Origin of the sequence: Pseudomonas tremae (genome assembly GCF_023278125.1) — a bacterium.
GTDB classification, from domain to species: Bacteria; Pseudomonadota; Gammaproteobacteria; order Pseudomonadales; family Pseudomonadaceae; genus Aquipseudomonas; species Aquipseudomonas tremae.
This window is the reverse complement of record NZ_CP066270.1, coordinates 563,026-588,792: the sequence shown is the minus strand read 5'-3', so window position 1 is coordinate 588,792 and position 25,767 is coordinate 563,026. Positions and strand designations below refer to the sequence as shown.

Here is a 25,767-nt window from a genome sequence, read left to right as displayed (position 1 = left end):
TTCCCTATTGAATTTGTCGCCACATGATGCGCTGGAAGACGTTGCCACTGCCGCCTCTTTCTTTCAGACGATCAGGCGTGTCACCCGTGGAATTGTTGATGATCTTGACTTCATTACCGTCTGCCGTGCCCGAGACGATCGCCGAGACGACAGGGATACCCGTGTACCCTATCCCGGCGGCATACAGGTCTGAACTGTTGATGCTGTTATCGCCGTTGGTGTCGAGCACCTGATAGTTGAGCATGCTGCCGGTGGCAGCATTGAGTTCAAATACGCGCCCGGTGCCTGTGCTTTCACAAGGGTCAGCGGAGTTTACGGATGCGGTCGAGAAAATAATCCGGTCTCGACTGGTCTGCGCAGGATAGATGATTCGCTCACCCAGATACGGCGCCACAGCCGAGAGCGGCATGTACCAGCCTTTTTTGACAGACCAATCGACATCATTATTGGTTGACGTGAAATAAGTGGCGCCGTTGCTGGTGACACTGCCATTGACTGCTTGCGCCTGCAGGTTTGCCTCTACAGTGCTGCCCGCCCCGGTATCAGCGTCCCATATCGCATAGAAGTCCTGAAGTCCGGTAGTTTGCTTGTCTGCAACCTCAATGAACTTGCCGGTCCCGAAATAGACGATCTTGCCGTTGAGGGGGTGATCCAGCACAAATGGCTGGACTGTAATGGGCTGAGCGGCCCCACGTGGCGCGGTAAACATAGGCGCGCCGCCAAAAGCCACTTTCCAACTGGTGGCGGCTGCCCCAGTCATATCGAACTTCCACAACCGCCCTTTCAAATCGCCGGCGTATGCAGCCTGAACCACATTCTGAGCGTTGACGCGCAGTTTGACCGACGACAGACCGTTATCTGTTTCACTGTTAAGAACAGGGGTCTGGATCTCGGTGATGAATGCCCCCGTATTGGCATTCAGTACATAAAGCGACGCCCTGCCGGTGAAGCTGCCATAACCGTTCCCGACCACCACAATTCCGGTGCCATCCGCCATCCGGGCAACGTCCGGTTTCGCATAGGTATAGCCAAGATTGTTGAATTTATTGTTGGTGTCGGACGTATCGGGCGCTTTGACCTCCCACAACGCGCTGACAGTGTTACTTGTACCCTCGAATAACTTGATGGCGAAGAATGCCTTGCCCCCCGCGCCGGTACCGCCGTAAGCCACGGTGCGCCATGAGGAACCCGCAGAAAGTTGTGTATCGAAAACCGCAACCTGACCATCTACGGTAAATTTGTGTACGCCAGCCCCATAGGTGGTCGATGCGATGGTCGCCAGTGACGTTAAAGCCGTAGACGGCATATAGGCGTATCGTCTCGAACCATCGCTGGTGCTGATTACATTGAAAAAGCCATCATTGGCGTTGGCCAGAATGCTGGGGGTCATGCTGCTTGCCTTGGTGGCCAGATACGCGGTGTAGGTAGTGTCACCCGTCAGGTCAGCGGCAGTCTTTTGCAACGGGAATGCAGTACCGAGTGAAGAATTGACAATATCGCCCAGCAGCCGAGTGCGTGTTCGAAACTTCGCATTGGCAGTGCCCTTGGCCCAGGCAATAAGCTCTGTACCGGTGACATTGGTTGGCAGCGTTGCATTCAGTGCTGCCTGTTGAGCAGGGCTGAAGTTCGCGTAATCCAGGGTAATCCTCTTCGGCGTGGCAAGAGTGCTCCACGACTCGAACACCGGCGGGGTAGAGCCACTGACAATGGCCGTATCCGTAGTCCATACCGGCGTACTCAAAGTCCCGGTAATCTGATCCAGATTGAAGGCTCTGACGGTGCCATGCCAATCCGTTGGATCATAAAGCGTCTGGTAGAACTGGGTACCTGTCTGAAGCGTCGACGAGTTGGCCGCGCCCCCTGCGCCAGAGCCGACTTTCGCATAGATGTCGCTCAACGCCAGATTCAAGGCTGAAGTCAGCCCCGCGCTGTCATTGGCCTGAAAGTATCTGCCATGTCCATGAGTATCATTGGCGGCATCGCTCAGCATCTGGTTAGACGCAGTGAAGCCGATGGTATACGTACTCATGTTCTGTTTAACGAAACCCGCGGCGTCCCAGCTTTTGCCGGTCAGGTCCCCCCCGGAAGTCACGGCATCCCGGCGCAGATCAATGTCGTAGGCAAACTTGGCCAGATCGTCCAGATAGAGGGTATCCCCCTCGTTATCACCAAACCGGTTGGCACCGTCATTGGCTGCGTTCAGGTCCCAATTGGGCAGTGAGCGAGTCCGGTCCAGAGCAGCATCAGGATCATCGGTGGGAAAGGTTCGATCGTAAGTCGGCAAACCATCAGTCACTACTACGCCGTAGTTTTTTTGGCAGCGGTACTGAATCGGACTCACGTAGTTCGAACCACTTTGATAGAACGGTGACATCCCGCGAAAATATCGTGTGATTTCGTAGTAGGTCTCCGCCAGAGGGGTGTTAGCTGTCGGGTTCAGGTTGGTAATAGCCTGTTTCAGAGCGTTGATGTTTGCGGTGGCCTGCGCCTGGGTGACACCAACGGGCTGGTAGGTATTCGCCGTCACAGGGGACAGGTCTGTAACGATCCTGGCTATCTTGCCTCCCGCCCCCAGATCGAAATTGTTTGGATCATTGAACGTCGCAAGCCCGATCCTCAGCGACGTATTGTTGGTTACCAGATTGGTCGCTACGTTCTTTGCGACGTTCATGCGGTAATCGTTGGGGATGACGCCATTGGTGTAATTGCGAACACCAAAGAAACCAGGATTGACCAGATCAATGAGGTACGACAGGTAGTCAGCTGTGTAACGAGTTAGGCCATTCCCTGCGGGATCCGGCAGGTTGAGGCAGTACTGGTTGCCATTACGAAAAACTGGACGCCCGCCGAAAGGGCACATCAATGACAGGTCGATAATACTGAGGGCGTTGATGTCCCCCAGTGCCAGCGTATCGTCGCCAGAAATAGTACTTATGAAGGGGCACACCACAGTGACCAGACCACTTATGCATTGCGTCGAGAAGTAATCGATATTCGGGCGATCCAGCAACGGGTCGAACCCAGATGCCCAGATGATGTTGTACATGCTGCCCGAGTTGTCCACGAGTAGCATCAGATTGGGCGGCACTGCCGGGGAGCTCAACAAGGGCACTTGTGCTGGCGTGAAGGCATAAACCGGGCTGGCCAGATAGAGCGCCAGCAGCGCACCGTAGATATATTTCAGACCGCCACGAAGCGCCTTAACAATTCGCATAGATACTCTCCAGCACCGTTCGCGACGTGCCTTGAATGGCAATGGCGGTGACCCGATACATCGTGACCGAGCCTGTGCAATTTGCAGGACGTCTTATGGGAGTAGCTGTTGTGCCCAGATTCTGGATGCCGAACAAGGCCACGCTTGTCCCGATCCAGTTCACGCCAGAAGCACCCACCCCCGGATTAACCACGGTAGTCGACTCGACAGGTGGGGCGCAGGCATTTGGAGTGCAGGCAGGAATTGGGACGTCAGCCGCCTTGATTTTCGACTCGCCGAGGCGCAGTTGCGCCTCGGCCGCCTGAAACGAAATATTTCGAACCGCGACGCTGCCCGCCATCTTTTCCTGCAGAGTAGCGTTCTGCATGGATGAAATACCCAGTAGCGTCAGCAGGAGCAGAAATACCAGACTGACCAACAGCACCATCCCGCGTTGCCTGACAGGGAGTGCAACCGGGTAATTGAAACGCCTTTTAGTGTTCATGCTCGGCCCGTTCAAAAGCGATTACGCAGATAAGCGACGACGTTGTACTGCTGATCCTGAACCCGTCGATCAGGGTCCGATAATGTCAAGCGGATGCGCACGCTGCGTATATCGCCAGCGTTGGCTGGCGTAATGGTCTGGGTGTAGGACATCGGGTTACCAACCATACCGAAGAAAACCTCGAACCCGACGACATTCTGCAGCAACGGCTCCGGCCTTCCCGTCGTAGTGGACTGAATGCTCAGGTCTGTCCCGGTGAGGGTGTAAACCAGTTGCCGCACAGGAAACGCGATCTCCCCGACAGCCGGCGCTCGAGGGCCGACATATAGCTGGGTCGATGTTTTGCAATCAGAGATGATCGTCCAGGTCGGCGCGCTGCCAGTGTTTCCGATATCAGCGGTCACCAGCGTCAACCTGCGGTTCGCGTTATCCCAGAGTATCTGGTTGTTAAACGCAGCCGGCGGGCTGATTGCAGGCGCGACGGGTAAAGAACCGTCGAGCCTCAGGCAACCATTCATTCCGGTCATCCTGATTTCCTGAATCAGTTTGCTCAATATAAACCGGGCATCTTCCTGCATCCGGGCGGCCGAGTTCTGGCTCTGATAGGTGGCTCGGGAGGCGCTGAATATCTGGACGATCCCCAGGCTCACCACCAAGCCGATGACCAGCGCCACCATGATTTCGACCAGCCCGAACCCTCTGGAAAGCTTTCTCATTAGTTGACCCCGATCCGGGACTTCAGGCTGAAGCTCTGGGTAGTCGGACTGCCGGTCGTGCTTCCTATGGCCTGATTGCTTGCACCTGCAGCTCGCGTATCGCTCCAGCCAATGTTGATGGTGACTTCAGGTGCCTGGGTGACATCGATACTGCCCGTACCGCTCGCGCCTGCAAAAGTAATGATGTTGTCTCTGAAATCGGACAGATCCTGCTCACGCGCATTATTAGGGTTCGCAACCGGGGCCGCCGCCAGACTCGGCAAACTATACGTCGCCAACACATTGGTCGAGCCGTTGGCACTCGCGTTGCCATCAACATTGGCGCGAATGCGGTCCATCATGTCGTAGGCAATGAAGCTGGCCTGGCTGCTCATGGTCGAGCTGTCGGTGTACTTGAGCGCATTGAGCTGAATGGCGGCCGCGCCCAATAGCCCGATGGCCAGGATCAATATCGAAACCAGCACCTCGATCAGTGTCATGCCGGTCTGACGATGTAGGGCGCTATTGGGCATTGCAGGTCCCACCGAGGACGATTCGGCCAGTAAGACAAATATTCATTGTTTTGGTAATGCTGCCCCGGGTGTAGGTCATGGCCAGCGCTGTCGCCGGCGCAGCAAGCCCGCCAAGGTTGTTGAATTCAAGTGCTGCAACGTTATTTTCCGTGACCAGCGTGCCGCCGCTACTCATGGCTGGCACCTTGCGAAGTGCAGTGGGTGGCGTGCCGACGTCAGATTTCAGATACACCTGCAATTCACCAGTCCACGCCGTCCCGCTGGTCGGTGCAATACGCACCGTCACTCCCCTGTTTATCGCCTCGAGCCGCGCATAGTTGAGCGCCCGCTGCAAATCGCTGATTTCGGTGTCGGCCTTGTTGCTCTGGATGGAGCTGGTGAAATTCGGGATAGCAATAGCCGCCAGGATACCCACCAGGGACACAGTGACTAACAATTCGATGAGGCTGAATCCCTTGGCTATATGACGCATTGAGTGTCTCCTAGACGTTATGACTATAAGGCAGCAACGCCGCAGGAAAATCCATAGCGGGACGTACGGTTGTTTTGTGACGACGAACGCCCGCAAGGTTCTGAAACAGCGTTTTCCAGGGAGGAAAAGCACATGAGGCATGCAGGGTTCACACTGATCGAATTACTGATCGTCGTCGCACTGGTCGCCATTCTCGCCAACATCGCAACACCTTCTTTCAAAGAACTGATCGATTCCAGTCGGGGGCTTGCAACCGCGCAGGAACTGGCCAGCGGCATTCGCTCGGCAAGGGTCGCTGCGATAACGCGCAATCAGATCGTGACGATTCACGCCATTGACGATGACTGGAGCAATGGCTGGCGGATCATACTCGACCCGAATGGCAAAGGTCCGGATGAAAACGATACGTTGCTTGTAGAACGTGCCAATGACGGCAAAAGTCGGGTTGCAGGCAGCCGCAAGCGCGCCAGGCAGATGAGTTTCAACGGCTTGGGCGGTTTGCGAGGCAGAACCAACGATACGCTGCATGTATGCGCCAGGGCCCAACCGGTCAGCAACTATCGTGTGATAGTCGCCGCCACCGGCAGGGTCAGACTTGAGGATAACAAGAAGGCTTCAGCCTTGTGTGGCTGAGGGGGCCTAGAGCAGCGACTTGACGCGCAGCTCCTTGGGCATCGAGAACGTGATGTTCTCTTCGCGGCCGGCCAGCTCGTCCGCACCGGTTGCGCCCCAGGCCTGCAGTTGCTGAATCACGCCACGCACCAGCACTTCGGGCGCGGACGCACCGGCAGTAATACCGATACGCTCGACGCCTTCGAACCAGCTCTGCTGCATGTCCTCGGCCCCATCAATGAGGTACGCCGGGGTGGCCATGCGCTCGGCGAGCTCGCGCAGGCGGTTGGAGTTGGAGCTGTTCGGGCTGCCCACTACCAGCACGACGTCGCATTCGTCGGCCAGTTGCTTGACCGCATCCTGACGGTTTTGTGTGGCGTAGCAGATATCGTCCTTGCGTGGCCCGCCAATGGCCGGGAAACGCTGGCGCAAGGCGTCGATGACCCTGCTGGTATCGTCCATCGACAAGGTGGTCTGGGTCACGAACGCCAGCGATTCAGGGTTACGCACCTGCAGGCTGGCGACGTCTGCCTCGTCTTCGACCAGATAGATCGCGCCACCGTTGGCAGCGTCGTACTGGCCCATGGTGCCTTCGACTTCCGGGTGGCCAGCGTGGCCGATCAGAATGCACTCACGACCATCCCGGCTGTAGCGAGCGACTTCGATGTGGACCTTGGTCACCAATGGGCAGGTGGCATCGAAAACTTTCAGACCGCGGCCAGACGCCTCGGTACGCACGGCCTGGGATACGCCGTGGGCACTGAAGATGACGATCACGTCGTCCGGCACCTGGTCCAGTTCCTCGACGAAGATAGCCCCGCGCGAGCGCAGGTCTTCGACGACAAATTTGTTGTGAACGACTTCATGGCGCACGTAGATCGGCGGACCAAACACTTCCAGAGCGCGATTGACGATTTCGATCGCGCGGTCCACACCGGCACAAAAGCCGCGGGGGTTGGCGAGTTTGATTTGCATGCTGTGCCTCATGGTTGGTACGGGGCAGCCCGGCCTGAGCCGGGCTTGACGGCGAAGGTCAGGAAGCCAGAATCGCCTTTACTTCGAAGATTTCCACTTCAAAGCTCAGAGTCTTGCCTGCCAGCGGGTGGTTGAAGTCGATGGTGACCTGCTCGTCATCGAATACTTTCACCACGCCAGGCAACTCGGTGTTGGCCGCGTCATTGAAGATCACCAGCAACCCTTCGGACAGTTCCATGCCCGCAAACTGCGAGCGTGGCATGATCTGTACGTTTTGTGGGTTGGGCTGACCAAAGGCGTTTTCTGGTGGAATCTGTACGGTCTTTCTGTCGCCCGCTTTGAAACCGAAAATCGCCATTTCAAAACCGGGCAACAGATTACCGTCGCCAACCTTGAACGTGGCCGGAGCCTTTTCGAAGGTGCTGTCGACGGTGTCGCCGTTTTCCAGGCGCAGGGCAAAATGCAACGTGACCTGCGTGTTCTGACCGATACGCAACTCGTCAGACGAGCCTTGAGCCGACGTCTGTTCAGCCATTGACGGTTTCTCCGGTTTTCTTGCTCTTGAACATGTCCAGAGCCAGCATGATTGCACCGACAGTGATTGCGCTGTCGGCGACGTTGAACGCAGGGAAGTACCAGCGGTTCTGCCAGTGGACCAGAATGAAGTCAATCACATGACCCAATACAATGCGGTCATAGAGATTACCCAGCGCGCCACCCAGCACCAGCGCCAACGCGACAGCCAGCCATGTGTCATCGCGGCCCAGGCGTTTGAGCCAGATCACAAGCACAGCACTGACCGCCACCGCAATCAGGGCGAACAACCAGCGCTGCCAACCGGCGCCATCCGCCAGAAAACTGAAGGCAGCCCCTGTGTTGTAGGCCAGGGTCCAGCTGAAGTAATCCGGAATCACGATGATCTGTTGATACAGGGTCAGCGCGTTCTCGAAGTAATACTTGCTGGCCTGGTCAATGACCAGGACCAGCACGCTCAACCACAGCCAGGCCAGGCGGCCGAACGAGGCATTAGGCATAGTGACGCACCTCGCCTGCACCGCTGATGTTGTCCACACAACGGCCGCAGATTTCCGGATGTTCGGGGTTCACACCCACATCCTCGCGGTGATGCCAGCAACGGGCACACTTGGCATGGCTGGACTTGATCACTTTCAGCTTCAGACCTGCAACCTCGGTGACCACCGCATCAGCCGGAGCCGATGCGAACGGGGCCACACTGGCCGTCGAGGTGATCAGCACGAAACGCAGCTCGTTGCTCAGCTTCGTCAGGTCAGCAACCAGCGAATCTTCTGCGTACAGGGTCACTTCGGCCTGCAGGTTGCCACCGATAGCCTTGGCAGCGCGCAAGTTTTCCATTTCCTTGTTGACCGAGGTTTTCACCGCCATGATCCGCTCCCAGTAGGCGCGGTCCATTTCAAACCCGGCAGGCATTTCGGTCAGGCCTTCGTACCAGGTATTAAGCATCACCGATTCATTGCGCTCGCCCGGCAGGAACTGCCACAGCTCGTCGGCGGTGAACGCCAGGATCGGCGCGATCCAGCGCACCAGCGCCTCGGAGATGTGGAACAGTGCGGTCTGGCAGGAGCGCCGCGCAGTGCTGTCGGCAGCCGTGGTGTATTGACGATCCTTGATGATGTCCAGATAGAAACCACCCAGCTCCTGCACGCAGAAGTTGTGGATCTTCGAGTACACGTTCCAGAACCGGTATTCGCCGTAATGCTCTTGCAGTTCGCGTTGCAGCAGCAGCGTACGGTCCACCGCCCAACGGTCCAGCGCGAGCATTTCCTCGGCGGGCAGGATGTCGGTGGCCGGGTTGAAACCGGTCAGGTTCGAAAGCAGGAAGCGTGCAGTGTTGCGGATACGCCGATAGGCGTCGGCGCTGCGCTGCAGGATCTGGTCGGAAACCGCCATTTCGCCTGAGTAATCAGTGGCCGATACCCATAGGCGCATGATGTCCGCACCCAGTGAATCGTTGACCTTCTGCGGCGCGACCACGTTGTTCAGCGACTTGGACATCTTGCGGCCGTTCTCGTCGACCACAAACCCGTGGGTCAGCAGTTCGCGATACGGTGCGTGGTCGTCCAGCATGCAACCGGTCAGCAGCGACGAGTGGAACCAGCCGCGATGCTGGTCTGAGCCTTCCAGGTACAGGTCGGCACGCGGACCGCTTTCATGGCCCATCGGGTGTGAACCGCGCAATACGTGCCAGTGCGTGGTGCCAGAGTCGAACCAGACGTCCAGCGTGTCAGAGATCTTGTCGTACTTACCGGCCTCGTCACCCAACAGTTCGCTGGCGTCCAGCTTGAACCAGGCTTCGATTCCCTCTTTCTCGACACGCTGCGCCACTTCTTCCATCAGCTCGACGGTACGCGGGTGCAGGTCGCCGCTTTCTTTGTGCAGAAAGAATGGAATCGGCACACCCCAGTTGCGCTGACGCGAGATGCACCAGTCAGGGCGGTTGGCGATCATCGAGTGCAGGCGCGCCTGGCCCCAGGCTGGCACGAACTGGGTGTCTTCAATGGCTTTGACCGCACGCTTGCGCAGCGTGTCGCCGCTTTCAGGCTGCTTGTCCATGCCGACGAACCACTGCGCGGTGGCGCGGTAGATCAATGGCGACTTGTGGCGCCAGCAGTGCATGTAGCTGTGGCTGATGGTTTCGGTGTCCATCAGGCTGCCGACTTCAACCAGTTTGTCGATGATGTTCTGGTTGGCCTTGAAGATGAACTGGCCACCGAAGAACTCCAGCGACTCGACATACACACCGTTGCTCTGCACCGGGCTGATGATGTCGTCGTTGCTCAGGCCGTACTGCTTGCAGATATTGAAGTCGTCCACGCCATAGGCAGGCGAGCAATGAACAATACCGGTGCCCGCGCCCAGCTCTACGTAATCAGCCAGATAGACTGGCGACAAACGGTTGTAGAACGGGTGACGGAAGTTGATCAGTTCCAGCGCCTGACCTGTAGTGGTCGCGATGACCGAGCCTTCCAGTTTGTAGCGGGCCAGACAGCTTTCGACCAGCTCGGAGGCCAGCACCAGCAGCTTGTCGCCAACATCGACCAGCGAGTACTCGAACTCCGGGTGGACGTTCAGCGCCTGGTTGGCGGGAATGGTCCACGGCGTGGTGGTCCAGATCACGATGGAAGCAGGCTTGCCCAGCGCGGCCAAGCCGAACGCTGCAGCCAGTCTGGCCTCGTCGGCAATCGGGAACGCGACGTCGATGGTCGAGGACTTCTTGTCCTGATACTCGACTTCGGCTTCGGCCAGTGCCGAACCGCAATCGAAGCACCAGTTGACCGGCTTCAGGCCCTTGAAGACGAAGCCGCCCTTGACCATTTCAGCCAGCGCGCGGATTTCCCCGGCTTCGTTGGCGAAGTTCATGGTCAGGTACGGATTGCTCCAGTCGCCCAGCACACCCAGACGGATGAACTCGGACTTCTGGCCTTCGATCTGCTCGGCGGCATAGGCACGGCACAGCTCGCGCGTGCGATCGGCAGAGAGGTTCTTGCCGTGGGTCACTTCGACCTTGTGTTCGATCGGCAGACCGTGACAGTCCCAGCCCGGCACATAAGGGGCATCGAAGCCCGCCAGGGTCTTGGAACGCAGGATCATGTCCTTGAGAATTTTGTTGACCGCATGACCGATGTGAATATTGCCGTTGGCGTACGGAGGGCCGTCGTGCAGGACGAACTTGGGACGATCCTTGCCAATCTCGCGCAGCTTCTGGTACAGGCCAATGCTGTCCCAGCGCTGCAGAGTTTGCGGCTCGCGCTGGGGCAGGCCGGCCTTCATAGGGAAGGCGGTGTCCGGAAGGTTTAGCGTGGATTTGTAGTCGGTCATTTCAGGCTCTTGTTTAGCGGTTGGCCATGCCAATGGGCACGGGCGGCAGCGACGTCCGCATTGATCGCCGTCTTGAGCGCCTCCAGTGAGGCAAAACGCTGCTCATCACGCAGCTTGTGGTGGAAAGCCACCGTCAAACGCCGACCATACAGGTCGCCGGCAAAATCCAGAAGATGCACTTCAAGGTGAGCACTGCCATCACCTGCCACCGACGGACGTACGCCGATGTTGGCGACACCCGGCCAGGACTTGCCGTCTATGTCCATGCTGACCAGGTATACCCCGCTCAACGGCACGCGACGACGCTTGAGCTGCACGTTGGCAGTGGGCGTACCCAACTGACGTGCCAGCTTCTGGCCATGCAACACCCGTCCGGTGATCTGGAACGGGCGACCGAGCATGCGCTCGGCAAGTGCGAAGTCCGCCACAGCAAGGGCTTTACGCACCTTGGTGCTGCTGACCCGGACGCCATCGATCTCAACGGTCTGCGCCGCTTCTACGGTAAAACCATACGTCGTGCCGGCCTGCTGCAGGAAGGCGAAGTCACCGACCCGGTCGAAACCGAAACGAAAGTCGTCACCCACTTCCAGGTGCTGAACACCAAGACCGTCGATCAGCACGGTTTCAACGAAACTCGCCGCGCTGAGTTTGCACAGGCGCTGATTGAAGGACAGGCACAGAACCCGGTCAACGCCTTCGGCACTCAGCAACTCGAGCTTGTCTCGTAGACGGGCCAGGCGCGCCGGCGCCGTCTCAGGCGCAAAAAACTCACGCGGCTGCGGCTCGAAAATCACCACGCAGCTGGGCACCCCCAATTCGACGGCACGTTCGCGCAGACGCGCCAGGATAGCCTGGTGGCCGCGGTGAACGCCGTCGAAATTGCCAATCGTGGCGACGCAGCCCCGATGCTCGGGGCGCAGGTTGTGAAGGCCTCTAACCAGCTGCATAACGCACTTCTTGCTCGTAAAGTGGCCGATTATAACCACACACGGCCGTGGACGACAGGCAACACACCAAGAGCGGGGCAACGTTCTTGATGTGTTACGGAAAAAACCGACAGCCAACCCCTGTCATGCAGCCTACATGACCGCCTTGCGGGCGAAATCCTTCAAGCGAAAGCCCAGCAACAGAAGCATCGCGAAATAAGTCACGACACCCGCCGCTACCAGCGCCCCCAGACGCAGAAAGCGCTCAAGCATCTGCCCTTCGTCCCATGCCGGCATCCAGTGCATCAACCCCAGCAGGACAGCCGACATCACGGCGACAGCAACCACCAGCTTGAACAAGAACTTCGTCCAGCCGGGCTGGGGCTGAAACAAATCCTGCTTGCGCAATTGCCAGAACAGCAGCCCGGCGTTGATGCACGCCCCCACACTGATAGCCAAGGCCAGACCCGCGTGCTGCAACGGCACGATGAACGCGAGGTTGAGCAACTGAGTGACTATGAGGGTGAAGACCGCAATTTTCACCGGGGTGCGGATATTTTGTTGAGCATAAAAGCCGGGAGCCAGCACTTTGATCAGAATGATGCCCAGCAACCCGACCGAATAAGCGACCAGTGCGCGCTGGGTCATGGCGGAGTCCAGCGCATCGAACTTGCCGTACTGAAACAGCGAAACGGTCAGCGGCTCGGCGAGCAACCCCAGCGCCAGCGTGCAAGGCAGGACCAGCACGAAACACAGACGCAGCCCCCAGTCGAGAATCCGTGAATACTCCTGGCGATCACGCTGTGCGTAGGTTTTAGACAAGATCGGCAGCAGGATCGTACCCAGCGCAACGCCCAGCACACCGGAAGGCAATTCCATCAGACGGTCGGCGTAGTACATCCACGATACGGAACCTGCGACGAGGAACGAGGCAAATATCGTGTTGATGATCAGTGAGATCTGACTGACCGATACGCCAAGAATCGCAGGCAGCATCTGTTTCATCACTCGCCAGACGCCGGTGTCGCGCAGGTTCAGTCGTGGCAGCACCAACATGCCGATCTTTTTCAGGTGCGGCAATTGATAAAGCAGTTGCAGCAGACCACCGACCAGTACCGCCCAACCCAGCGCCATCACCGGCGGGTCGAAGTACGGCGTCAGGAACAGCGCAAAGAAAATCATGCTGACGTTGAGCAGTGTCGGTACGAACGCAGGCACCGAGAAGCGGTTCCAGGTATTGAGGATCGCGCCGGCCATCGATGACAGGGAGATCAGCAATATATAAGGAAAGGTCACGCGCAGCAGATCGGAGGTCAGCGCGAATTTTTCCGGCGTATCGACAAAGCCGGGTGCCGTGGCCCAGATGACCCAGGGCGCAAAGATCACCCCCAGCAGCGTCACCAATGCCAGCGCCAGCGTCAGCAATCCGGTCACATAGGCGACGAACGTACGCGTCGCCTCCTCACCCTGCTGGCTTTTATATTCAGCCAGGATCGGCACGAACGCCTGGGAAAAGGCGCCCTCTGCGAAAATCCGGCGCAGCAGGTTGGGCAGTTTGAAGGCGATGAAAAACGCATCCGTCGCCATACCCGCCCCGAAAGTGCGCGCGATAATGGTGTCGCGGACAAAGCCAAGAACCCGGGAAACCATGGTGATAGAGCTGACGGCGGCAAGTGACTTGAGTAGGTTCATTGAAAGAATTGTGCGCCTTGGCAAAGGATGGGCGATTAAGCCAGCCGTTTATGCGATACTTCGCGCCGCAAAAACGCCCGAAGCAAGGCCGCGAGTTTACAGGTCACAGGCCGGAAATAAATCCTCTGGTCAAATGTAGCAACCACTCAGCGGATCACCTTAACTGCCCTTGACAAGACTTCAACTCATCGGCATGATTCGCGGCCTATTTTGTTTGCTATTTCACAAAGTCTTTCGAGGAGCTCGACGGTGGCCAACACACCTTCCGCCAAAAAACGTGCAAAACAGGCTGAGAAGCGTCGCAGCCACAACGCCAGCATGCGTTCCATGGTTCGTACCTACATCAAGAATGTAGTTAAAGCCATCGACGCAAAAGACGCTGAAAAAGCGCAAGCTGCTTATGTTCTGGCAGTGCCGGTTATCGACCGTATGGCCGATAAAGGCATCATCCACAAGAACAAAGCTGCTCGCCATAAAGGTCGCTTGAACGGTCACATCAAGGCTCTGAGCCTTGCTGCTGCAGCCTAAGCGATCCGCTTGTTAAAAAACCGACCTCAGGGTCGGTTTTTTATTGCCTGTAGGAAAGCTGCACAAATGGCGAATGCAATGGTGAGCGCGCAATGCGACGGAGATTTGTGACGCAGAGCGTCACGAAAGGCATTCCCACGCAGAGCGTAAGGAAAGAGCCCCATGACTCGAGAGCCCTGAATGATCTTACCCACACTGGAACGTGAGGCCTGTGAGTCGGCCCAGAACTATCGCGCCCATGCTCCGCGTGGGCATGCCGCTCTGAACGCTCTGCGTCCGACCTTGCTAAATGCTCAAGGTGCGGGCGCGGCTGTCCATGGCAGGATCGGGATCGCGGTGACAGCGTTTTGCGGACTGCCTTCGATGACGCGGTCGCTGTAGACCAGGTAAACCAGCGCGTTACGCTTCTTGTCGAAGAAACGCACCACCTGCATGGTCTTGAAGACCAGCGAGGTACGCTCCTTGAATACCTCGTCGCCGTCCTTGAGGGTTTCCTTGAAGCGGATAGGCCCCACCTGACGGCAGGCAATGGATGCTTCGGCGCGATCTTCGGCCAGACCCAACCCACCCCTTACCCCGCCCGTCTTGGCGCGCGACAGGTAGCAGGTCACTCCGTCGACCTTGGGATCATCGAACGCTTCGACAACGATCCGGTCGTTAGGCCCCACCATTTTGAACACCGTCGATACCTGACCGATCTCTTCGGCCGAGACCAGCACAGGTACAAACAATAAAGCAGCCAGAAAACCGTTGATGACGCGCATTGAATCTTCCTTTAAATAACGTTGATCAAACGAGAATCAGATTATCCCGATGGATCAGTTCCGGCTCGGCCATATAGCCCAGCTCACGTATAATTGCTTCGGATGAGTGACCGATAATCTTCTGCGCCTCGATAGCGCTGTAGTTGCTCAGGCCACGAGCGATCTCACGCCCGTCCGGAGCGACACACACGACCATCTCGCCACGCCGGAAGCTGCCCTGCACCAGCTTGACGCCCACCGGCAGCAAGCTTTTGTGATCCTTGGCCAGCGCTGAAACTGCGCCATCGTCCAGCACCAGCGTGCCGCGAGTCTGCAGATGGCCAGCCAGCCATTGTTTGCGCGCCGCAAGCATTTCGCGCTCTGGAGAGAGCAATGTCCCCAGCCGCTCACCACCCTTGAGCCGCGCCAGAACGCGCTCGATACGCCCGCCGACGATGACGGTATGAGCTCCGGACCGTGCGGCCAGACGCGCCGCGCGCAGTTTGGTCTGCATACCGCCACGCCCCAGCGCCCCTCCCGTGCCGCCCGCCACCGCATCCAGCGCAGGATCATCGGCGCGCGCCTCGTAAATCAGCTGCGCATCCGGATTGTTGCGAGGATCCGCGTCGAACATGCCGTCGCGATCGGTCAGGATGACCAGCAGATCAGCCTCGACCAGATTGGCAACCAGCGCCGCCAGCGTGTCGTTGTCGCCAAAACGGATTTCGTCGGTGACCACCGTGTCGTTTTCGTTGATGACCGGTACAACCCCAAGCTCGACCAACGTACGTAAGGTGCTACGGGCATTCAGGTAGCGCTTGCGATCCGACAGGTCGTCGTGGGTCAAGAGGATTTGCGCAGTGTGCCGGCCATATTCGGCAAAGCTCGACTCCCACGCCTGCACCAGCCCCATCTGACCGATTGCCGCAGCAGCCTGAAGCTCGTGCATCGCACTGGGTCGCGCAGTCCAGCCGAGACGGCTCATGCCGGCAGCCACAGCCCCGGAAGAAACCAGCACCAGCTCGACGCCTGCTTCATGCAGCGCCACCATCTGCTCAACCCACACACCCATGGCGTTGCGATCCAGGCCCTTGCCATCTGCCGTCAGCAAGGCACTGCCAATCTTCACAACCCAGCGCTGGGCGCCCGTCACTTTGCTGCGCATCGTCTTCCAACCTTAGCCAGAGAGTTTTCAAATTCGAGATACAAAAACGCCGCTAACAATCGTAGCGGCGTTCAAGTTTACTTCAAGCGATCAATCGCGGACGTAAATGATTTCCGGACCGTCTTCATCATCCACATCTTCTTCGTCCCAATCATCGTCGCCGATGTCATGCACGCTCTTCACGCCGCTGCGACGCAGGGCACGCTGATCGTCCAGCGCCTGCAACTGCGCGCGCGCTTCCTCTTCGATGCGCTGATCCAGCTCGGCCAGCTCTTCGGCATAGCCAGGCTCCTCGGCGATACGCAGGCTGCGCTCTTCGAGGTAACGCATGATGTCGCGAGTCAGTTGCTCGGTGCCTTCTTTGGCGATCGCGGAGATCACGTAGACAGGGCCAGTCCACTCCAGGCGATCCACGATCTCCTGCTTGCGTGCTTCCTGCTCTTCTTCAAGGATCTGGTCGCACTTGTTCAGCACCAGCCAGCGATCACGCTCTGCCAGCGACGGGCTGAATTTTTCCAGCTCGCTGACGATGACTTCAGCAGCGTCCGGCGCGCTGGTTTCATCCAGCGGAGCCATATCAACGAGGTGCAACAACAATCGGGTACGCGCCAGATGCTTGAGGAAGCGAATCCCCAGGCCAGCGCCGTCGGACGCACCTTCGATCAAACCAGGGATGTCGGCAACGACAAAGCTCTTCCAGCGATCGACGCTGACCACACCCAGGTTCGGTACCAGCGTGGTGAACGGATAATCGGCGACTTTAGGCTTGGCAGCCGATACCGAGCGGATAAAGGTACTTTTGCCAGCATTCGGCAGACCTAGCAGGCCCACGTCTGCCAGCACTTTCAGTTCCAGCTTGAGGTCACGCTGATCGCCCGGCTTGCCAGGCGTGGTCTGGCGCGGCGCGCGGTTGGTACTGGATTTGAAGCGAGTGTTACCCAGACCGTGCCAGCCGCCTTGGGCAACCATCAGGCGCTGGCCGTCCTTGGTCAGATCACCGATGATTTCCTGAGTGGTCGCGTCGATGATGGTGGTGCCGACCGGCACACGCAGCACCAGCTCTTCACCTTTGCGACCCGTGCAATCGGCGCTGCCGCCATTGGAGCCGCGCTCGGCATCGAAGTGGCGGGTATAGCGATAGTCGACCAGCGTGTTGAGGTTGACGTCGGCGATCATGTAGACCGAACCGCCATCACCACCATCACCGCCGTTCGGGCCACCGTTTTCAATGAATTTCTCGCGACGGAAGCTCATGCAACCGTTGCCGCCGTCGCCGGCTTTTACTCGAATGGATACTTCATCTACAAATTTCATAACGCACGCCTCCCGCCACAGGGACGAGCAGAACCACATAAATTACATAAGACTCTTGCAAAAATGAGCGTTGCGATACCGATCAGAAACCAGCGACCCCAGAGGTCAACATCACAACAGCCCGCACAAACAGTTTTGCAAGAGACTCACCTGCCTCTCTACCTCTACAAACAAAAAAGCCCCGTCGCAAGACAGGGCTTTTAAGCTACTGCGTGATTACGCTGCGGAGACTTCAGTCTTCGGAACGATGCTCACGTAGCGGCGACCGAAGGCGCCTTTAACCTGAAACTTGATCACGCCTTCCACTTTCGCGAACAGGGTGTGATCTTTACCCATGCCAACGCCGTAGCCAGCGTGGAATTGGGTGCCGCGCTGACGCACGATGATGTTGCCAGGGATGATAGCCTGGCCGCCATACATCTTCACGCCAAGGCGTTTGGCTTCTGAGTCGCGCCCGTTACGGGTACTACCACCAGCTTTTTTGTGAGCCATGAGTCAATTCTCCAGTTGAGGATTAGGCTGAATTAAGCCTGAATACCTGTAATTTTGATCTCGGTGTACCACTGGCGGTGGCCCATACGCTTCATGTGGTGCTTACGACGACGGAACTTGATGATACGAACCTTATCGTGACGACCTTGCGAAACCACTTCAGCCACAACGGTAGCGCCAGCAACAACGGGAGCACCGATATTGACGTCGTCGCCATTGCCGACCAGCAGAACGCGGTCAAACGTAACGGATTCGCCAGTAGCGATTTCCAGTTTTTCGATTTTCAGGTATTCACCTGGGGCGACTTTGTACTGCTTGCCACCGGTAACAATTACTGCGTACATGGTATTTCTCCGAAAATCCTGCTCACCCAGCTCTTTATAAGAAGAGTATCGGCTGGCATGGCTGCATGGGGCTGGAACGGCCCTTTTGCAATTGCGTAAGGCAGGTGCTGCCCAGGAAAGTTAGGGTGCGCGATTGTACGCAAGGCAATGACGGGTTGCAAGAGGCGGGTCGTCATACCTTGACACGCTCTACCTCGCAACCTAGCATGCGGCGCAACCTATCCGGAGCACGTGTCGCTGATGCAACCCCAAGCCTTCTATCGCGCGGTGGCGGACGACTTTAGTGCCGTTGACCTTATCATCAAAAAGCAACTGACGTCGCGCGTACCGCTGGTCTCGAAAATCGGCGACTACATTACGTCGGCAGGCGGAAAACGCTTGCGCCCTTTGCTGGTACTGCTGTGCGGCAAGGCGCTGGGCCGTGAGGGCGACGATATTCGCCTGCTCGCCGCCACCATTGAATTCCTTCACACCGCCACCCTGCTGCACGATGACGTCGTCGACATGTCCGGCATGCGCCGTGGCCGTTCAACTGCCAACGCCTTGTGGGGCAATGCACCCAGCGTGCTGGTGGGTGACTTCCTTTATTCGCGCTCGTTCGAAATGATGGTTGAACTGGGCTCGATGGAAGTCATGAAGATTCTGTCCAAGGCGACCCGCATCATTGCCGAAGGCGAAGTGCTGCAACTCTCCAAGATCCGCGACGCCAGCACCACCGAAGAAACCTACATGGAAGTGATCCGCGGCAAGACAGCCATGCTGTTCGAAGCCTCGACTCACAGCGCCGCAGCCCTGTGCAAGGCGTCCGAAGCACAGACTGAAGCCCTGCGCACCTTTGGCGATCATCTGGGTGTGGCCTTCCAGCTGGTCGATGACCTGCTCGACTACCGCGGCGATGCCGAAACCCTGGGCAAGAACGTCGGTGACGACCTGGCCGAAGGCAAGCCGACCCTGCCGCTGATCTACACCATGCGTGAAGGCAGTCCCGAGCAAGCCGCTCTGGTTCGTCAGGCCATCCAGAAGGGTGGCCTGGAAGACCTCGAAAGCATCCGCAATGCCGTGGAAAGTGCCGGCGCGCTCGACTACACCGCGCAACTGGCCCGCGACTATGCAGCCCGCGCCATCGCCTGCCTGGACGCCTTGCCGCCGAGCGAGTATCGCGATGCGTTGGTCGAGCTGAGTGAATTTGCGGTCGCCCGCACGCACTGACACACACTGAAAGCAACGTAGAGAAGCCCGTCCAGCGTGACGGGCTTTTTATTATCTGCGTGTCAGCGAGCGCTCACACGATAAGGCTCATCAGCCTTTTATCAGCAGATGCAGCCCCAGCAGGCCCATGCCGATAAAGAACACCCGCTTGAACAATGCCGCGCTGATCCGTTGTCGCAGCCACTGGCCGAGCATCATGCCCAATAATGCAGGGGCCAGCGCGATCAGGGATGCGCCAAGCTCCGCACCGCCCAGCGCGCCATTCCATGACAAGCCGACCGCCAATGCGGCAGTCGAGACGGTAAAGGATAGCCCGAGGGCCTGCACCAGTTGATCACGCTCAAGCCCCAGCGCCTGTAGATAGGGCACGACGGGGATCACGAAGACTCCGGTGGCCGATGCAATGACGCCGGTGATGAAGCCACCCAACGGCCCCAGCCAGCGCTCGGCCCTCGCTGCCACCTGAAACGTCGGCAGGAACAGGCCGCTCAAGGCATAAAGCAGAAGCGCTCCACCCAAGGCCCTGGTCATCGAATGACTGCCACTCATGCCCAGCCAGAACGCACCGACGCAGGTGCCAATGAATATCATGATCAGCATCGGCCAAAGGCGTTTGAGCAGTGGTCGCAGGCTGCCGCCGGTAGCTAGTTGCCAGACGTTGGTAAACGCTGACGGAATGATCAGCAAAGCCGCAGCCTGAGGCGGCAGCATGACCAGGCCCAGCAAGCCCATTGCCACGGTGGGCAGGCCGAGGCCGATGACGCCTTTGACCGTACCCGCCAGCAGAAAAGTGCCGATCACCAGTGCCGAAAGGCCCCAGCCGAGAGTGTGGTAAAAATCGAAAACTGCGCTCATGGCATCCCTGTCCGCTTGGTGAAGCCTCATCAGGCTAAGGCTGCGAGGCGCGCTCGCTCAGATAAGCCAACACTTCCATTTGATTGCCTGCGAACTCGATCCGCGCGGCCTTGTGCTCACGCTGATAAGCGTACATGGGGTCGTAGTACTCGCCGAGCAGGCCTTCGATCCAGGCACGATGCAGCTCGACCGCGCCGCTACGCTGCTGTTCTTCCAGCGCGGACTGCATGAACGCCAGCAAACGCTGATGGCGCTCGCCACCCAGACGTTTGTGTATGTTGTTCAGGCTCTGCAACAGGCGATCGGCAAACAACCCGAAACCAAGCTCTTCGCCCTTGACGTTGATGAACTCTGCGCAAAGGTTAACCACATAATCAGCCAGAATGCGCTCGACACGGTTGTCGAAGCTGTCTTCCAGCCAGACCATCGGGCAGCTTTGCATGGCCTGGTGCAACTCCAGCGGCACGTTGCAACTGCCGACCAGACGGCTCTCGTCTTCCACCACGAATCGTTCGATGCCGGCCGCACGTTTTTTAAGCAGGTCGATGGCCAGCCGGTTCTCGAAATCGATCTGCGCCGGCTGCCCGGTGGCCCGTTTGCCAAAGCTGGAGCCGCGGTGGTTGGCAATGCCTTCCAGGTCCAGACTGTCTGAAAGTTGCGTCAGCACCTCGGTTTTGCCAGTGCCTGTCATGCCGCCGAGTACGACCAGACCACATTCGGTGACGGCCTCGTGCAGCGTGTCGAGCAGGAAGGTGCGCATCGCCTTGTAGCCGCCAAGGATGCGCGGGTATTCGATGCCAGCCTCTTTCAGCCAGCGCTGCACCGTCTGCGACCGCAGCCCACCGCGAAAGCAGTACAGGTAGCCATTGGGGTTGGCTCTGGCGAACGCGACCCAGGCCTCGACCCGCGCGTCCTTGACCTGCCCGCAGACCAACTGGTGCCCGAGCTGAATGGCAGCCTCCTGGCCGTGCTGCTTATAGCAGGTGCCCACCTTTTGGCGCTCGATGTCGTTCATCAGCGGCAGGTTGATCACACCGGGAAAAGCACCCTTGGAAAACTCGACGGGCGCGCGGGCATCCATCATCGGCACATCGTTGAGGAAAAGCGTGCGGTAGTCGCTGCTGTTGTCGGCCATCAGAACACCTCGACGGCGTGGGTCTGTCGCTCCAGCAGTGTGCCGATCGGGGTGAGCAGCAGGCCCAGTTCGGCAGCCACCGTCAGAAACTGCGCCTCGCCTTCCGGGCTGACAGCGACCAGCAGGCCGCCGCTGGTCTGCGGGTCGCATAACAGGTCGCGCTGGGCATCGCTCAGCGAACCGATCTTGTCGCCGTAGCTTTCGAAATTGCGCAGTGTGCCGCCGGGCACGCAGCCCTCGGCAATATAGTGATCGACACCGGGCAGGCGCGGTACTGCAGCGAAATCAAGACGAGCGGTCAACCCTGCGCCGTCAGCCATTTCCACCAGATGCCCGAGCAGACCGAAGCCGGTGACATCGGTCATCGCCGCCACGCCGGCCAGCTTGCCGAAGCGACTGCCCGGTTTGTTCAGGGTACACATCCAGTCGCGCGCCAGGCCGACATCCTCTTCGCGCAGTTTCGATTTCTTTTCGGCGGTGGTCAGAATGCCGATGCCCAGCGGCTTGGTCAGGTACAGCGTGCAACCGGCCTGGGCAGTGTCGTTGCGTTTCATGTGCTTTTTCTGCACCACACCCGTGACGGCCAGGCCGAAGATCGGTTCCGGCGCATCAATGGAGTGACCGCCAGCCAGCGGGATACCGGCAGCGTCGCACACTGCGCGACCGCCCCGGATGACCTCTCGGGCCACCTCGGGCGGCAGCAGATTAACCGGCCAGCCGAGAATCGCGATGGCCATCAGCGGGTCGCCGCCCATCGCATAGATATCGCTGATCGCGTTGGTCGCTGCGATGCGGCCGAAATCGAACGGATCATCGACGATGGGCATGAAGAAGTCGGTGGTCGACACCACTCCACGCTCGTCGTCTAGCGCATAGACCGCTGCGTCGTCACGAGAGGTGTTGCCTACCCACAATTTAGGGTCCAGGTTCTGAGCGCCGCTGCCGGCGAGGATAACGTCCAGCACCTTGGGGGAAATCTTGCAGCCACACCCTGCTCCGTGACTGTACTGGGTCAGGCGGATTGGCTCATTCATCGCGGCACTCTCGGTAACGGGGAAACAGGCTGCGGAGTCTAGGGGCTGTGCCGGCCTCAGCGCAAACCGCTTCGCCCGCCGGTTGTCCCCGCCGACAGTCAGCCTGTGAAACTGGCCTTTCTCGCCATGCCTCTTATAATCCCCGCGCACTGTTGCCGAATCCTGCAAAACGCTGCCTGTTCACTCAGGCGGCGTTTTCCCCTTTTTTCCGCTATTGAACCGGAGAACTTCCATGCTCAAGCGTACCCTGGCGCTCGCCGCCGGCCTTGCCCTGTCCTTCTCCGCGCTGACCAGTCACGCGGCTGACACCCTGCGTGTTTCGGCCATTCCGGATGAAGCGCCTACCGAACTGCTGCGCAAGTTCAAACCGCTGGGCGCTTATCTGGAGCAGCGTCTGGGCATGAAAGTAGAGTTCGTGCCAGTGGCGGACTATCCGGCAGTGGTCGAAGCGCTTGCCACTGATCGGCTCGACATGGCCTGGCTGGGTGGCTTCACATTTGTCCAGGTCAACCTCAAGACGGGTAACGCTCTGCCGCTGGTACAGCGTGAACAGGACGCCCAGTTCACCAGCAAATTCATCACTTCCGACCCGAACGTAAAGACCCTCGCCGACCTCAAGGGCAAGACGTTCGCCTTTGGCTCGGTGTCGTCGACGTCGGGCAGCCTGATGCCGCGTTATTTCATGCTCAAGGAAAACATCAAGCCGGAGACGTTCTTCAGCCGCGTCGCTTACTCGGGCGCGCATGACGCAACCGCTGCCTGGGTACAGGCGGGCAAGGTCGATGCAGGCGTACTGAATGCCAGTGTGTGGGACAAACTGGTTGCCAGCGGCAAGGTCGACACCAACAAGGTTCACGTCTTCGCGACCACGCCGACTTACTTCGACTACAACTGGACCGTGCGCGGCACTCTCGACCCGGCACTGGCGGCGAAGATCAAACAGGCATTCCTTGACCTGGACCCGGCCAACCCTGAGCAGAAGGCAATTCTTGACCTTCAGGCTGCTAGCCGCTTTATCGAGACAAAGCCTGAGAACTACAAGGGCATCGAAGAAGCCGCACGCGCTGCCGACCTGCTGAAATGACCCTGCGCCTGTCCGCCATCGAGTTGCGCCACAGCAACGGCACGCGGGCGCTGCGCGATCTGGATCTGAGCGTCGCGCGTGGTGAACGGGTGGCGATTATCGGCCCGTCCGGCGCTGGCAAGACGACGTTGCTAAACCTGTTGGCCAGCGCTCTGCCACCCAGCGCCGGCCAACTGGAGGTGCTGGGGACCAATCCCTGGCAACTCTCCAGCAGACAACGCCAGCACCTGCGCAGCCGTATTGCCCTGATTCATCAGGCGCCGCCGTTGCCCCCACGTCAACGTGTGGTAACCGCGGTGTCGGCGGGCAAGCTGGGCCAATGGGGGCTGGGCAAAAGCCTGCTGAACCTGCTGCATCCGCTGGATGTACCCGGCGCGCGCGCAGTGCTTGCCAGGCTGGATCTGGCCGACAAGCTCTTCGAGCGCTGCCAGCAGTTATCCGGTGGTCAGTTACAGCGCGTCGGTATTGCTCGCGCCCTGTATCAGGCGCCAGAACTGTTGCTGGCCGATGAGCCGGTCTCGGCAATGGACCCGCGTCTGGCGGATCATACGCTGGCGTTGTTGTGTCAGCACGCCCTCGAGCACAACGTCACGCTGGTCGCCAGCCTGCATGCGGTAGAGCTGGCGCTGGCGCACTTTGCGCGGATCATAGGTGTGCGCGATGGGCGCATCCATTTTGACCTCAAGGCCAGCGAGGTCGAACGGCAGCATCTCGACACGCTATATGCCAATGAACAACTGCGCCCTGAACCCACCTCCGACGCCACCGACCTGCCCTGGACACCGCGATGCTGAGTCGGGACCAGCGCGACCCGGCGGCGTTACCACGCCTGCTGTTGACGCTGCTGGCCGTGGCACTGCTCTGGCCGGGAATTCGTCTGGCCGAACTGAACCCGTTTGTATTGCTGCAGGCCGACAACGCTCGGACGATGGGCAACTTTCTCGCCGGGTTCTGGCCTCCGGCGCATTCTGCAGAATTCCTCGGCCTGCTGCTGGATGCCACGCTGCAAACCCTGGCTATCGCCACAGCGGGCATCGCCCTCGCGCTGCTGTTGGCGGTGCCGGCCAGCCTGCTCGCCAGCAAGGCGCTTTCCCTGTCGGCAGCCTCTCGCGGCGGGCGGCCCGGCTGGCTTGGCCAATGCCTGCGCTGGCCGGTGCGCGGGCTGTTGATCTTCTTGCGCAGCGTGCCGGAAATCGTCTGGGCGCTGCTGTTCGTGCGCGCAGTCGGCCTGGGGCCCACTGCCGGTGTATTGGCCATCGCCATTACCTATGCAGGCATGCTGGGTAAGGTCTACGCCGAGATTTTCGAATCCGTGGACCAGCGACCGGCCCACGCGCTGCTCCAGTCGGGCAGCGGCAGGCTCGCCGCACTGGCCTACGGCATTCTGCCCAATGCAGCCGCTGAGCTGACCTCTTACACCGTGTACCGCTGGGAGTGCGCGGTTCGGGCTTCTGTGGTGATGGGCTTTGTCGGCGCGGGCGGCCTCGGCCAACAGATCGACCTGTCGATGCGCATGTTTGCCGGTGACGAGGTGGCAAGCATGCTGTTGACCTTCCTGCTGCTGGTGCTGCTCGCCGACCAGCTCAGTCGCTTGTTGCGCAGGCAGTTCACATGAAGCGCACGGGCAACGTACTGCTACTACTGGCGATACTCGCAGCGGTGATCGGGTCGTTCCTGTACCTCGGTCTGGACCTGTTCACGCTGGGCAGTCATGACAACCTGACGCAAATGGGCCGTTATGCGTTGCGCTTCATGAGCCCCGACCTCAGCAGCGAGCACTTGCAGGCAATCATCAAGGGCGCTTTGGAAACACTGGCCATGTCGGCGCTGGGTACATTGCTGGCCGCTGTTGTCGGTTTGCTGTTGGCGTTGCCCGCTGCCGGTCGGCTGGGCTGGCCGCTGCGCAGCCTGAGCCGCTTGCTGCTCAATGCACTGCGCGCCATCCCTGAGCTGGTCTGGGCGGTGCTGATGGTGCTGGCTGCCGGGCTCGGCCCAAATGCGGGCACGCTGGCACTGGCCCTGCACACCACCGGCGTACTCGGCCGCCTGTTTGCCGAAGCGCTGGAAAATACCTCACCGGAACCCGCCGCTGCGATTCGCCTGCAAGGTGGCAGCGCCTGGCAGGCATTCGGTTATGGAACGTTGCCCAACCTCTGGCCGCAATTGCTGGCCTACACGCTGTACCGCTGGGAAAATAATATTCGCATGGCCAGCGTGCTGGGCTTCGTCGGTGCAGGAGGTCTGGGACAGATGCTTTACGTCAGCCTCAGCCTGTTCCAGGAGGCGCAGGCCAGTTCGGTGATTCTCGCCATGCTGATCCTGGTCTTTGCCGTCGATGCATTAAGCGGCTGGAGCCGGCAGCGTTGGGTGCGCAACTGAACAGACCCGCAGAAACAAAAACGC

The 25,767-nt window shown here is 59.0% G+C and carries 26 protein-coding genes; 7 read left to right on the top strand and 19 right to left on the bottom strand.

All coding sequences use genetic code 11. From position 1 onward, the window contains the following. Positions 1-4 precede the first annotated feature (4 nt). Genes I9H09_RS02600 through I9H09_RS02580 form a run of 5 tightly spaced genes read right to left on the bottom strand, consistent with a single transcriptional unit; the run spans position 5 to position 5,398 of the window. Positions 5-3,214, bottom strand: a complete 3,210-nt coding sequence (locus I9H09_RS02600; RefSeq protein WP_005895262.1) for a pilus assembly protein — start codon at positions 3,212-3,214, stop codon at positions 5-7. Then, a complete protein-coding gene (locus I9H09_RS02595) occupies positions 3,201-3,698 on the bottom strand; it encodes a pilus assembly PilX family protein (protein ID WP_122347872.1) in 498 nt (165 codons plus the stop codon). Before I9H09_RS02595 ends, I9H09_RS02600 begins: the two co-directional genes overlap by 14 nt. 11 nt (positions 3,699-3,709) lie before the next feature. After that, complete coding sequence (locus I9H09_RS02590) at positions 3,710-4,414, bottom strand: PilW family protein (protein WP_005895258.1); 705 nt, start codon at positions 4,412-4,414, stop codon at positions 3,710-3,712. Then, entirely contained in the window at positions 4,414-4,926 is a 513-nt protein-coding gene (pilV, locus tag I9H09_RS02585; protein WP_024669794.1) for a type IV pilus modification protein PilV, read from the bottom strand. The genes I9H09_RS02590 and pilV overlap by 1 nt, the downstream gene beginning before the upstream one ends. After that, positions 4,916-5,398 (bottom strand): GspH/FimT family pseudopilin, encoded by a 483-nt coding sequence (locus tag I9H09_RS02580; RefSeq protein ID WP_005895253.1) that lies wholly within the window; start codon positions 5,396-5,398, stop codon positions 4,916-4,918. The genes pilV and I9H09_RS02580 overlap by 11 nt, the downstream gene beginning before the upstream one ends. A gap of 132 nt (positions 5,399-5,530) precedes the next feature. On the opposite strand from I9H09_RS02580, the gene I9H09_RS02575 reads away from it, so the two are divergent. Beyond that, positions 5,531-6,031 carry a GspH/FimT family pseudopilin gene (locus I9H09_RS02575; protein ID WP_024669796.1) on the top strand — a complete coding sequence of 167 codons (501 nt, stop codon included), beginning with the start codon at positions 5,531-5,533 and terminating at the stop codon, positions 6,029-6,031. Positions 6,032-6,037: 6 nt separating this feature from the next. Here the strand turns inward: I9H09_RS02575 and ispH are convergent, their stop codons facing one another. The 6 genes from ispH to murJ all read right to left on the bottom strand — a co-directional run bounded on the left by ispH (position 6,038) and on the right by murJ (position 13,461). After that, positions 6,038-6,985: a 4-hydroxy-3-methylbut-2-enyl diphosphate reductase gene (gene ispH, locus I9H09_RS02570; protein ID WP_005895250.1), complete on the bottom strand. Its 948-nt coding sequence runs from the start codon at positions 6,983-6,985 to the stop codon at positions 6,038-6,040. A gap of 58 nt (positions 6,986-7,043) precedes the next feature. Next, positions 7,044-7,520 (bottom strand): FKBP-type peptidyl-prolyl cis-trans isomerase, encoded by a 477-nt coding sequence (locus I9H09_RS02565; protein ID WP_005895247.1) that lies wholly within the window; start codon positions 7,518-7,520, stop codon positions 7,044-7,046. Further along, on the bottom strand, positions 7,513-8,019 hold the full coding sequence (gene lspA / locus I9H09_RS02560) for a signal peptidase II (protein ID WP_005895243.1): 507 nt from the start codon (positions 8,017-8,019) through the stop codon (positions 7,513-7,515). Before lspA ends, I9H09_RS02565 begins: the two co-directional genes overlap by 8 nt. Next, positions 8,012-10,843 carry an isoleucine--tRNA ligase gene (gene ileS, locus I9H09_RS02555; protein WP_122312095.1) on the bottom strand — a complete coding sequence of 944 codons (2,832 nt, stop codon included), beginning with the start codon at positions 10,841-10,843 and terminating at the stop codon, positions 8,012-8,014. The genes lspA and ileS overlap by 8 nt, the downstream gene beginning before the upstream one ends. Further along, complete coding sequence (gene ribF, locus I9H09_RS02550; protein WP_005895236.1) at positions 10,840-11,790, bottom strand: bifunctional riboflavin kinase/FAD synthetase; 951 nt, start codon at positions 11,788-11,790, stop codon at positions 10,840-10,842. The genes ileS and ribF overlap by 4 nt, the downstream gene beginning before the upstream one ends. A 132-nt stretch (positions 11,791-11,922) precedes the next feature. Then, on the bottom strand, positions 11,923-13,461 hold the full coding sequence (gene murJ / locus I9H09_RS02545) for a murein biosynthesis integral membrane protein MurJ (RefSeq protein ID WP_024669798.1): 1,539 nt from the start codon (positions 13,459-13,461) through the stop codon (positions 11,923-11,925). A gap of 249 nt (positions 13,462-13,710) precedes the next feature. Here murJ and rpsT point away from each other — a divergent pair, with 249 nt between their 5' ends. Next, on the top strand, positions 13,711-13,989 hold the full coding sequence (rpsT, locus tag I9H09_RS02540; protein ID WP_005895230.1) for a 30S ribosomal protein S20: 279 nt from the start codon (positions 13,711-13,713) through the stop codon (positions 13,987-13,989). 293 nt (positions 13,990-14,282) lie between these two features. Here the strand turns inward: rpsT and I9H09_RS02535 are convergent, their stop codons facing one another. From I9H09_RS02535 to rplU, 5 genes are all read right to left on the bottom strand, one after another. Further along, entirely contained in the window at positions 14,283-14,753 is a 471-nt protein-coding gene (locus I9H09_RS02535; protein WP_005895223.1) for a CreA family protein, read from the bottom strand. Between the two features lie 25 nt (positions 14,754-14,778). After that, a complete protein-coding gene (gene proB / locus I9H09_RS02530; protein WP_122347874.1) occupies positions 14,779-15,897 on the bottom strand; it encodes a glutamate 5-kinase in 1,119 nt (372 codons plus the stop codon). Between the two features lie 90 nt (positions 15,898-15,987). Then, on the bottom strand, positions 15,988-17,211 hold the full coding sequence (gene cgtA / locus I9H09_RS02525) for an Obg family GTPase CgtA (protein WP_122323607.1): 1,224 nt from the start codon (positions 17,209-17,211) through the stop codon (positions 15,988-15,990). 216 nt (positions 17,212-17,427) lie between these two features. Continuing rightward, positions 17,428-17,703 (bottom strand): 50S ribosomal protein L27, encoded by a 276-nt coding sequence (gene rpmA / locus I9H09_RS02520; protein ID WP_002551972.1) that lies wholly within the window; start codon positions 17,701-17,703, stop codon positions 17,428-17,430. Between the two features lie 32 nt (positions 17,704-17,735). Next, positions 17,736-18,047, bottom strand: a complete 312-nt coding sequence (gene rplU, locus I9H09_RS02515; protein WP_002551971.1) for a 50S ribosomal protein L21 — start codon at positions 18,045-18,047, stop codon at positions 17,736-17,738. A gap of 240 nt (positions 18,048-18,287) precedes the next feature. Here rplU and I9H09_RS02510 point away from each other — a divergent pair, with 240 nt between their 5' ends. Further along, the gene (locus tag I9H09_RS02510) at positions 18,288-19,256 is read left to right on the top strand and encodes a polyprenyl synthetase family protein (RefSeq protein WP_054997003.1); all 969 of its coding nucleotides are present in this window, start codon (positions 18,288-18,290) and stop codon (positions 19,254-19,256) included. A 90-nt stretch (positions 19,257-19,346) separates the two neighbouring features. On the opposite strand, the gene I9H09_RS02505 is transcribed toward I9H09_RS02510, so the two are convergent. From I9H09_RS02505 to selD, 3 genes are read right to left on the bottom strand one after another with little or no spacing between them, the layout of a single operon-like run. Next, a complete protein-coding gene (locus I9H09_RS02505; RefSeq protein ID WP_024690553.1) occupies positions 19,347-20,111 on the bottom strand; it encodes a sulfite exporter TauE/SafE family protein in 765 nt (254 codons plus the stop codon). 34 nt (positions 20,112-20,145) lie between these two features. Further along, entirely contained in the window at positions 20,146-21,246 is a 1,101-nt protein-coding gene (gene mnmH / locus I9H09_RS02500) for a tRNA 2-selenouridine(34) synthase MnmH (protein ID WP_005895208.1), read from the bottom strand. Further along, entirely contained in the window at positions 21,246-22,280 is a 1,035-nt protein-coding gene (gene selD, locus I9H09_RS02495; protein WP_122312393.1) for a selenide, water dikinase SelD, read from the bottom strand. Before selD ends, mnmH begins: the two co-directional genes overlap by 1 nt. A 232-nt stretch (positions 22,281-22,512) precedes the next feature. On the opposite strand from selD, the gene I9H09_RS02490 reads away from it, so the two are divergent. The 4 genes from I9H09_RS02490 to phnE are packed head-to-tail and all read left to right on the top strand — an operon-like array spanning position 22,513 to position 25,743. Continuing rightward, the gene (locus I9H09_RS02490; RefSeq protein ID WP_005895201.1) at positions 22,513-23,364 is read left to right on the top strand and encodes a putative selenate ABC transporter substrate-binding protein; all 852 of its coding nucleotides are present in this window, start codon (positions 22,513-22,515) and stop codon (positions 23,362-23,364) included. Then, positions 23,361-24,158 (top strand): phosphonate ABC transporter ATP-binding protein, encoded by a 798-nt coding sequence (locus tag I9H09_RS02485; protein ID WP_024690554.1) that lies wholly within the window; start codon positions 23,361-23,363, stop codon positions 24,156-24,158. The genes I9H09_RS02490 and I9H09_RS02485 overlap by 4 nt, the downstream gene beginning before the upstream one ends. Beyond that, a complete protein-coding gene (locus I9H09_RS02480; protein ID WP_122323606.1) occupies positions 24,152-24,979 on the top strand; it encodes a PhnE/PtxC family ABC transporter permease in 828 nt (275 codons plus the stop codon). The genes I9H09_RS02485 and I9H09_RS02480 overlap by 7 nt, the downstream gene beginning before the upstream one ends. Further along, on the top strand, positions 24,976-25,743 hold the full coding sequence (gene phnE / locus I9H09_RS02475) for a phosphonate ABC transporter, permease protein PhnE (protein WP_122312391.1): 768 nt from the start codon (positions 24,976-24,978) through the stop codon (positions 25,741-25,743). Before I9H09_RS02480 ends, phnE begins: the two co-directional genes overlap by 4 nt. Positions 25,744-25,767: the final 24 nt, after the last annotated feature.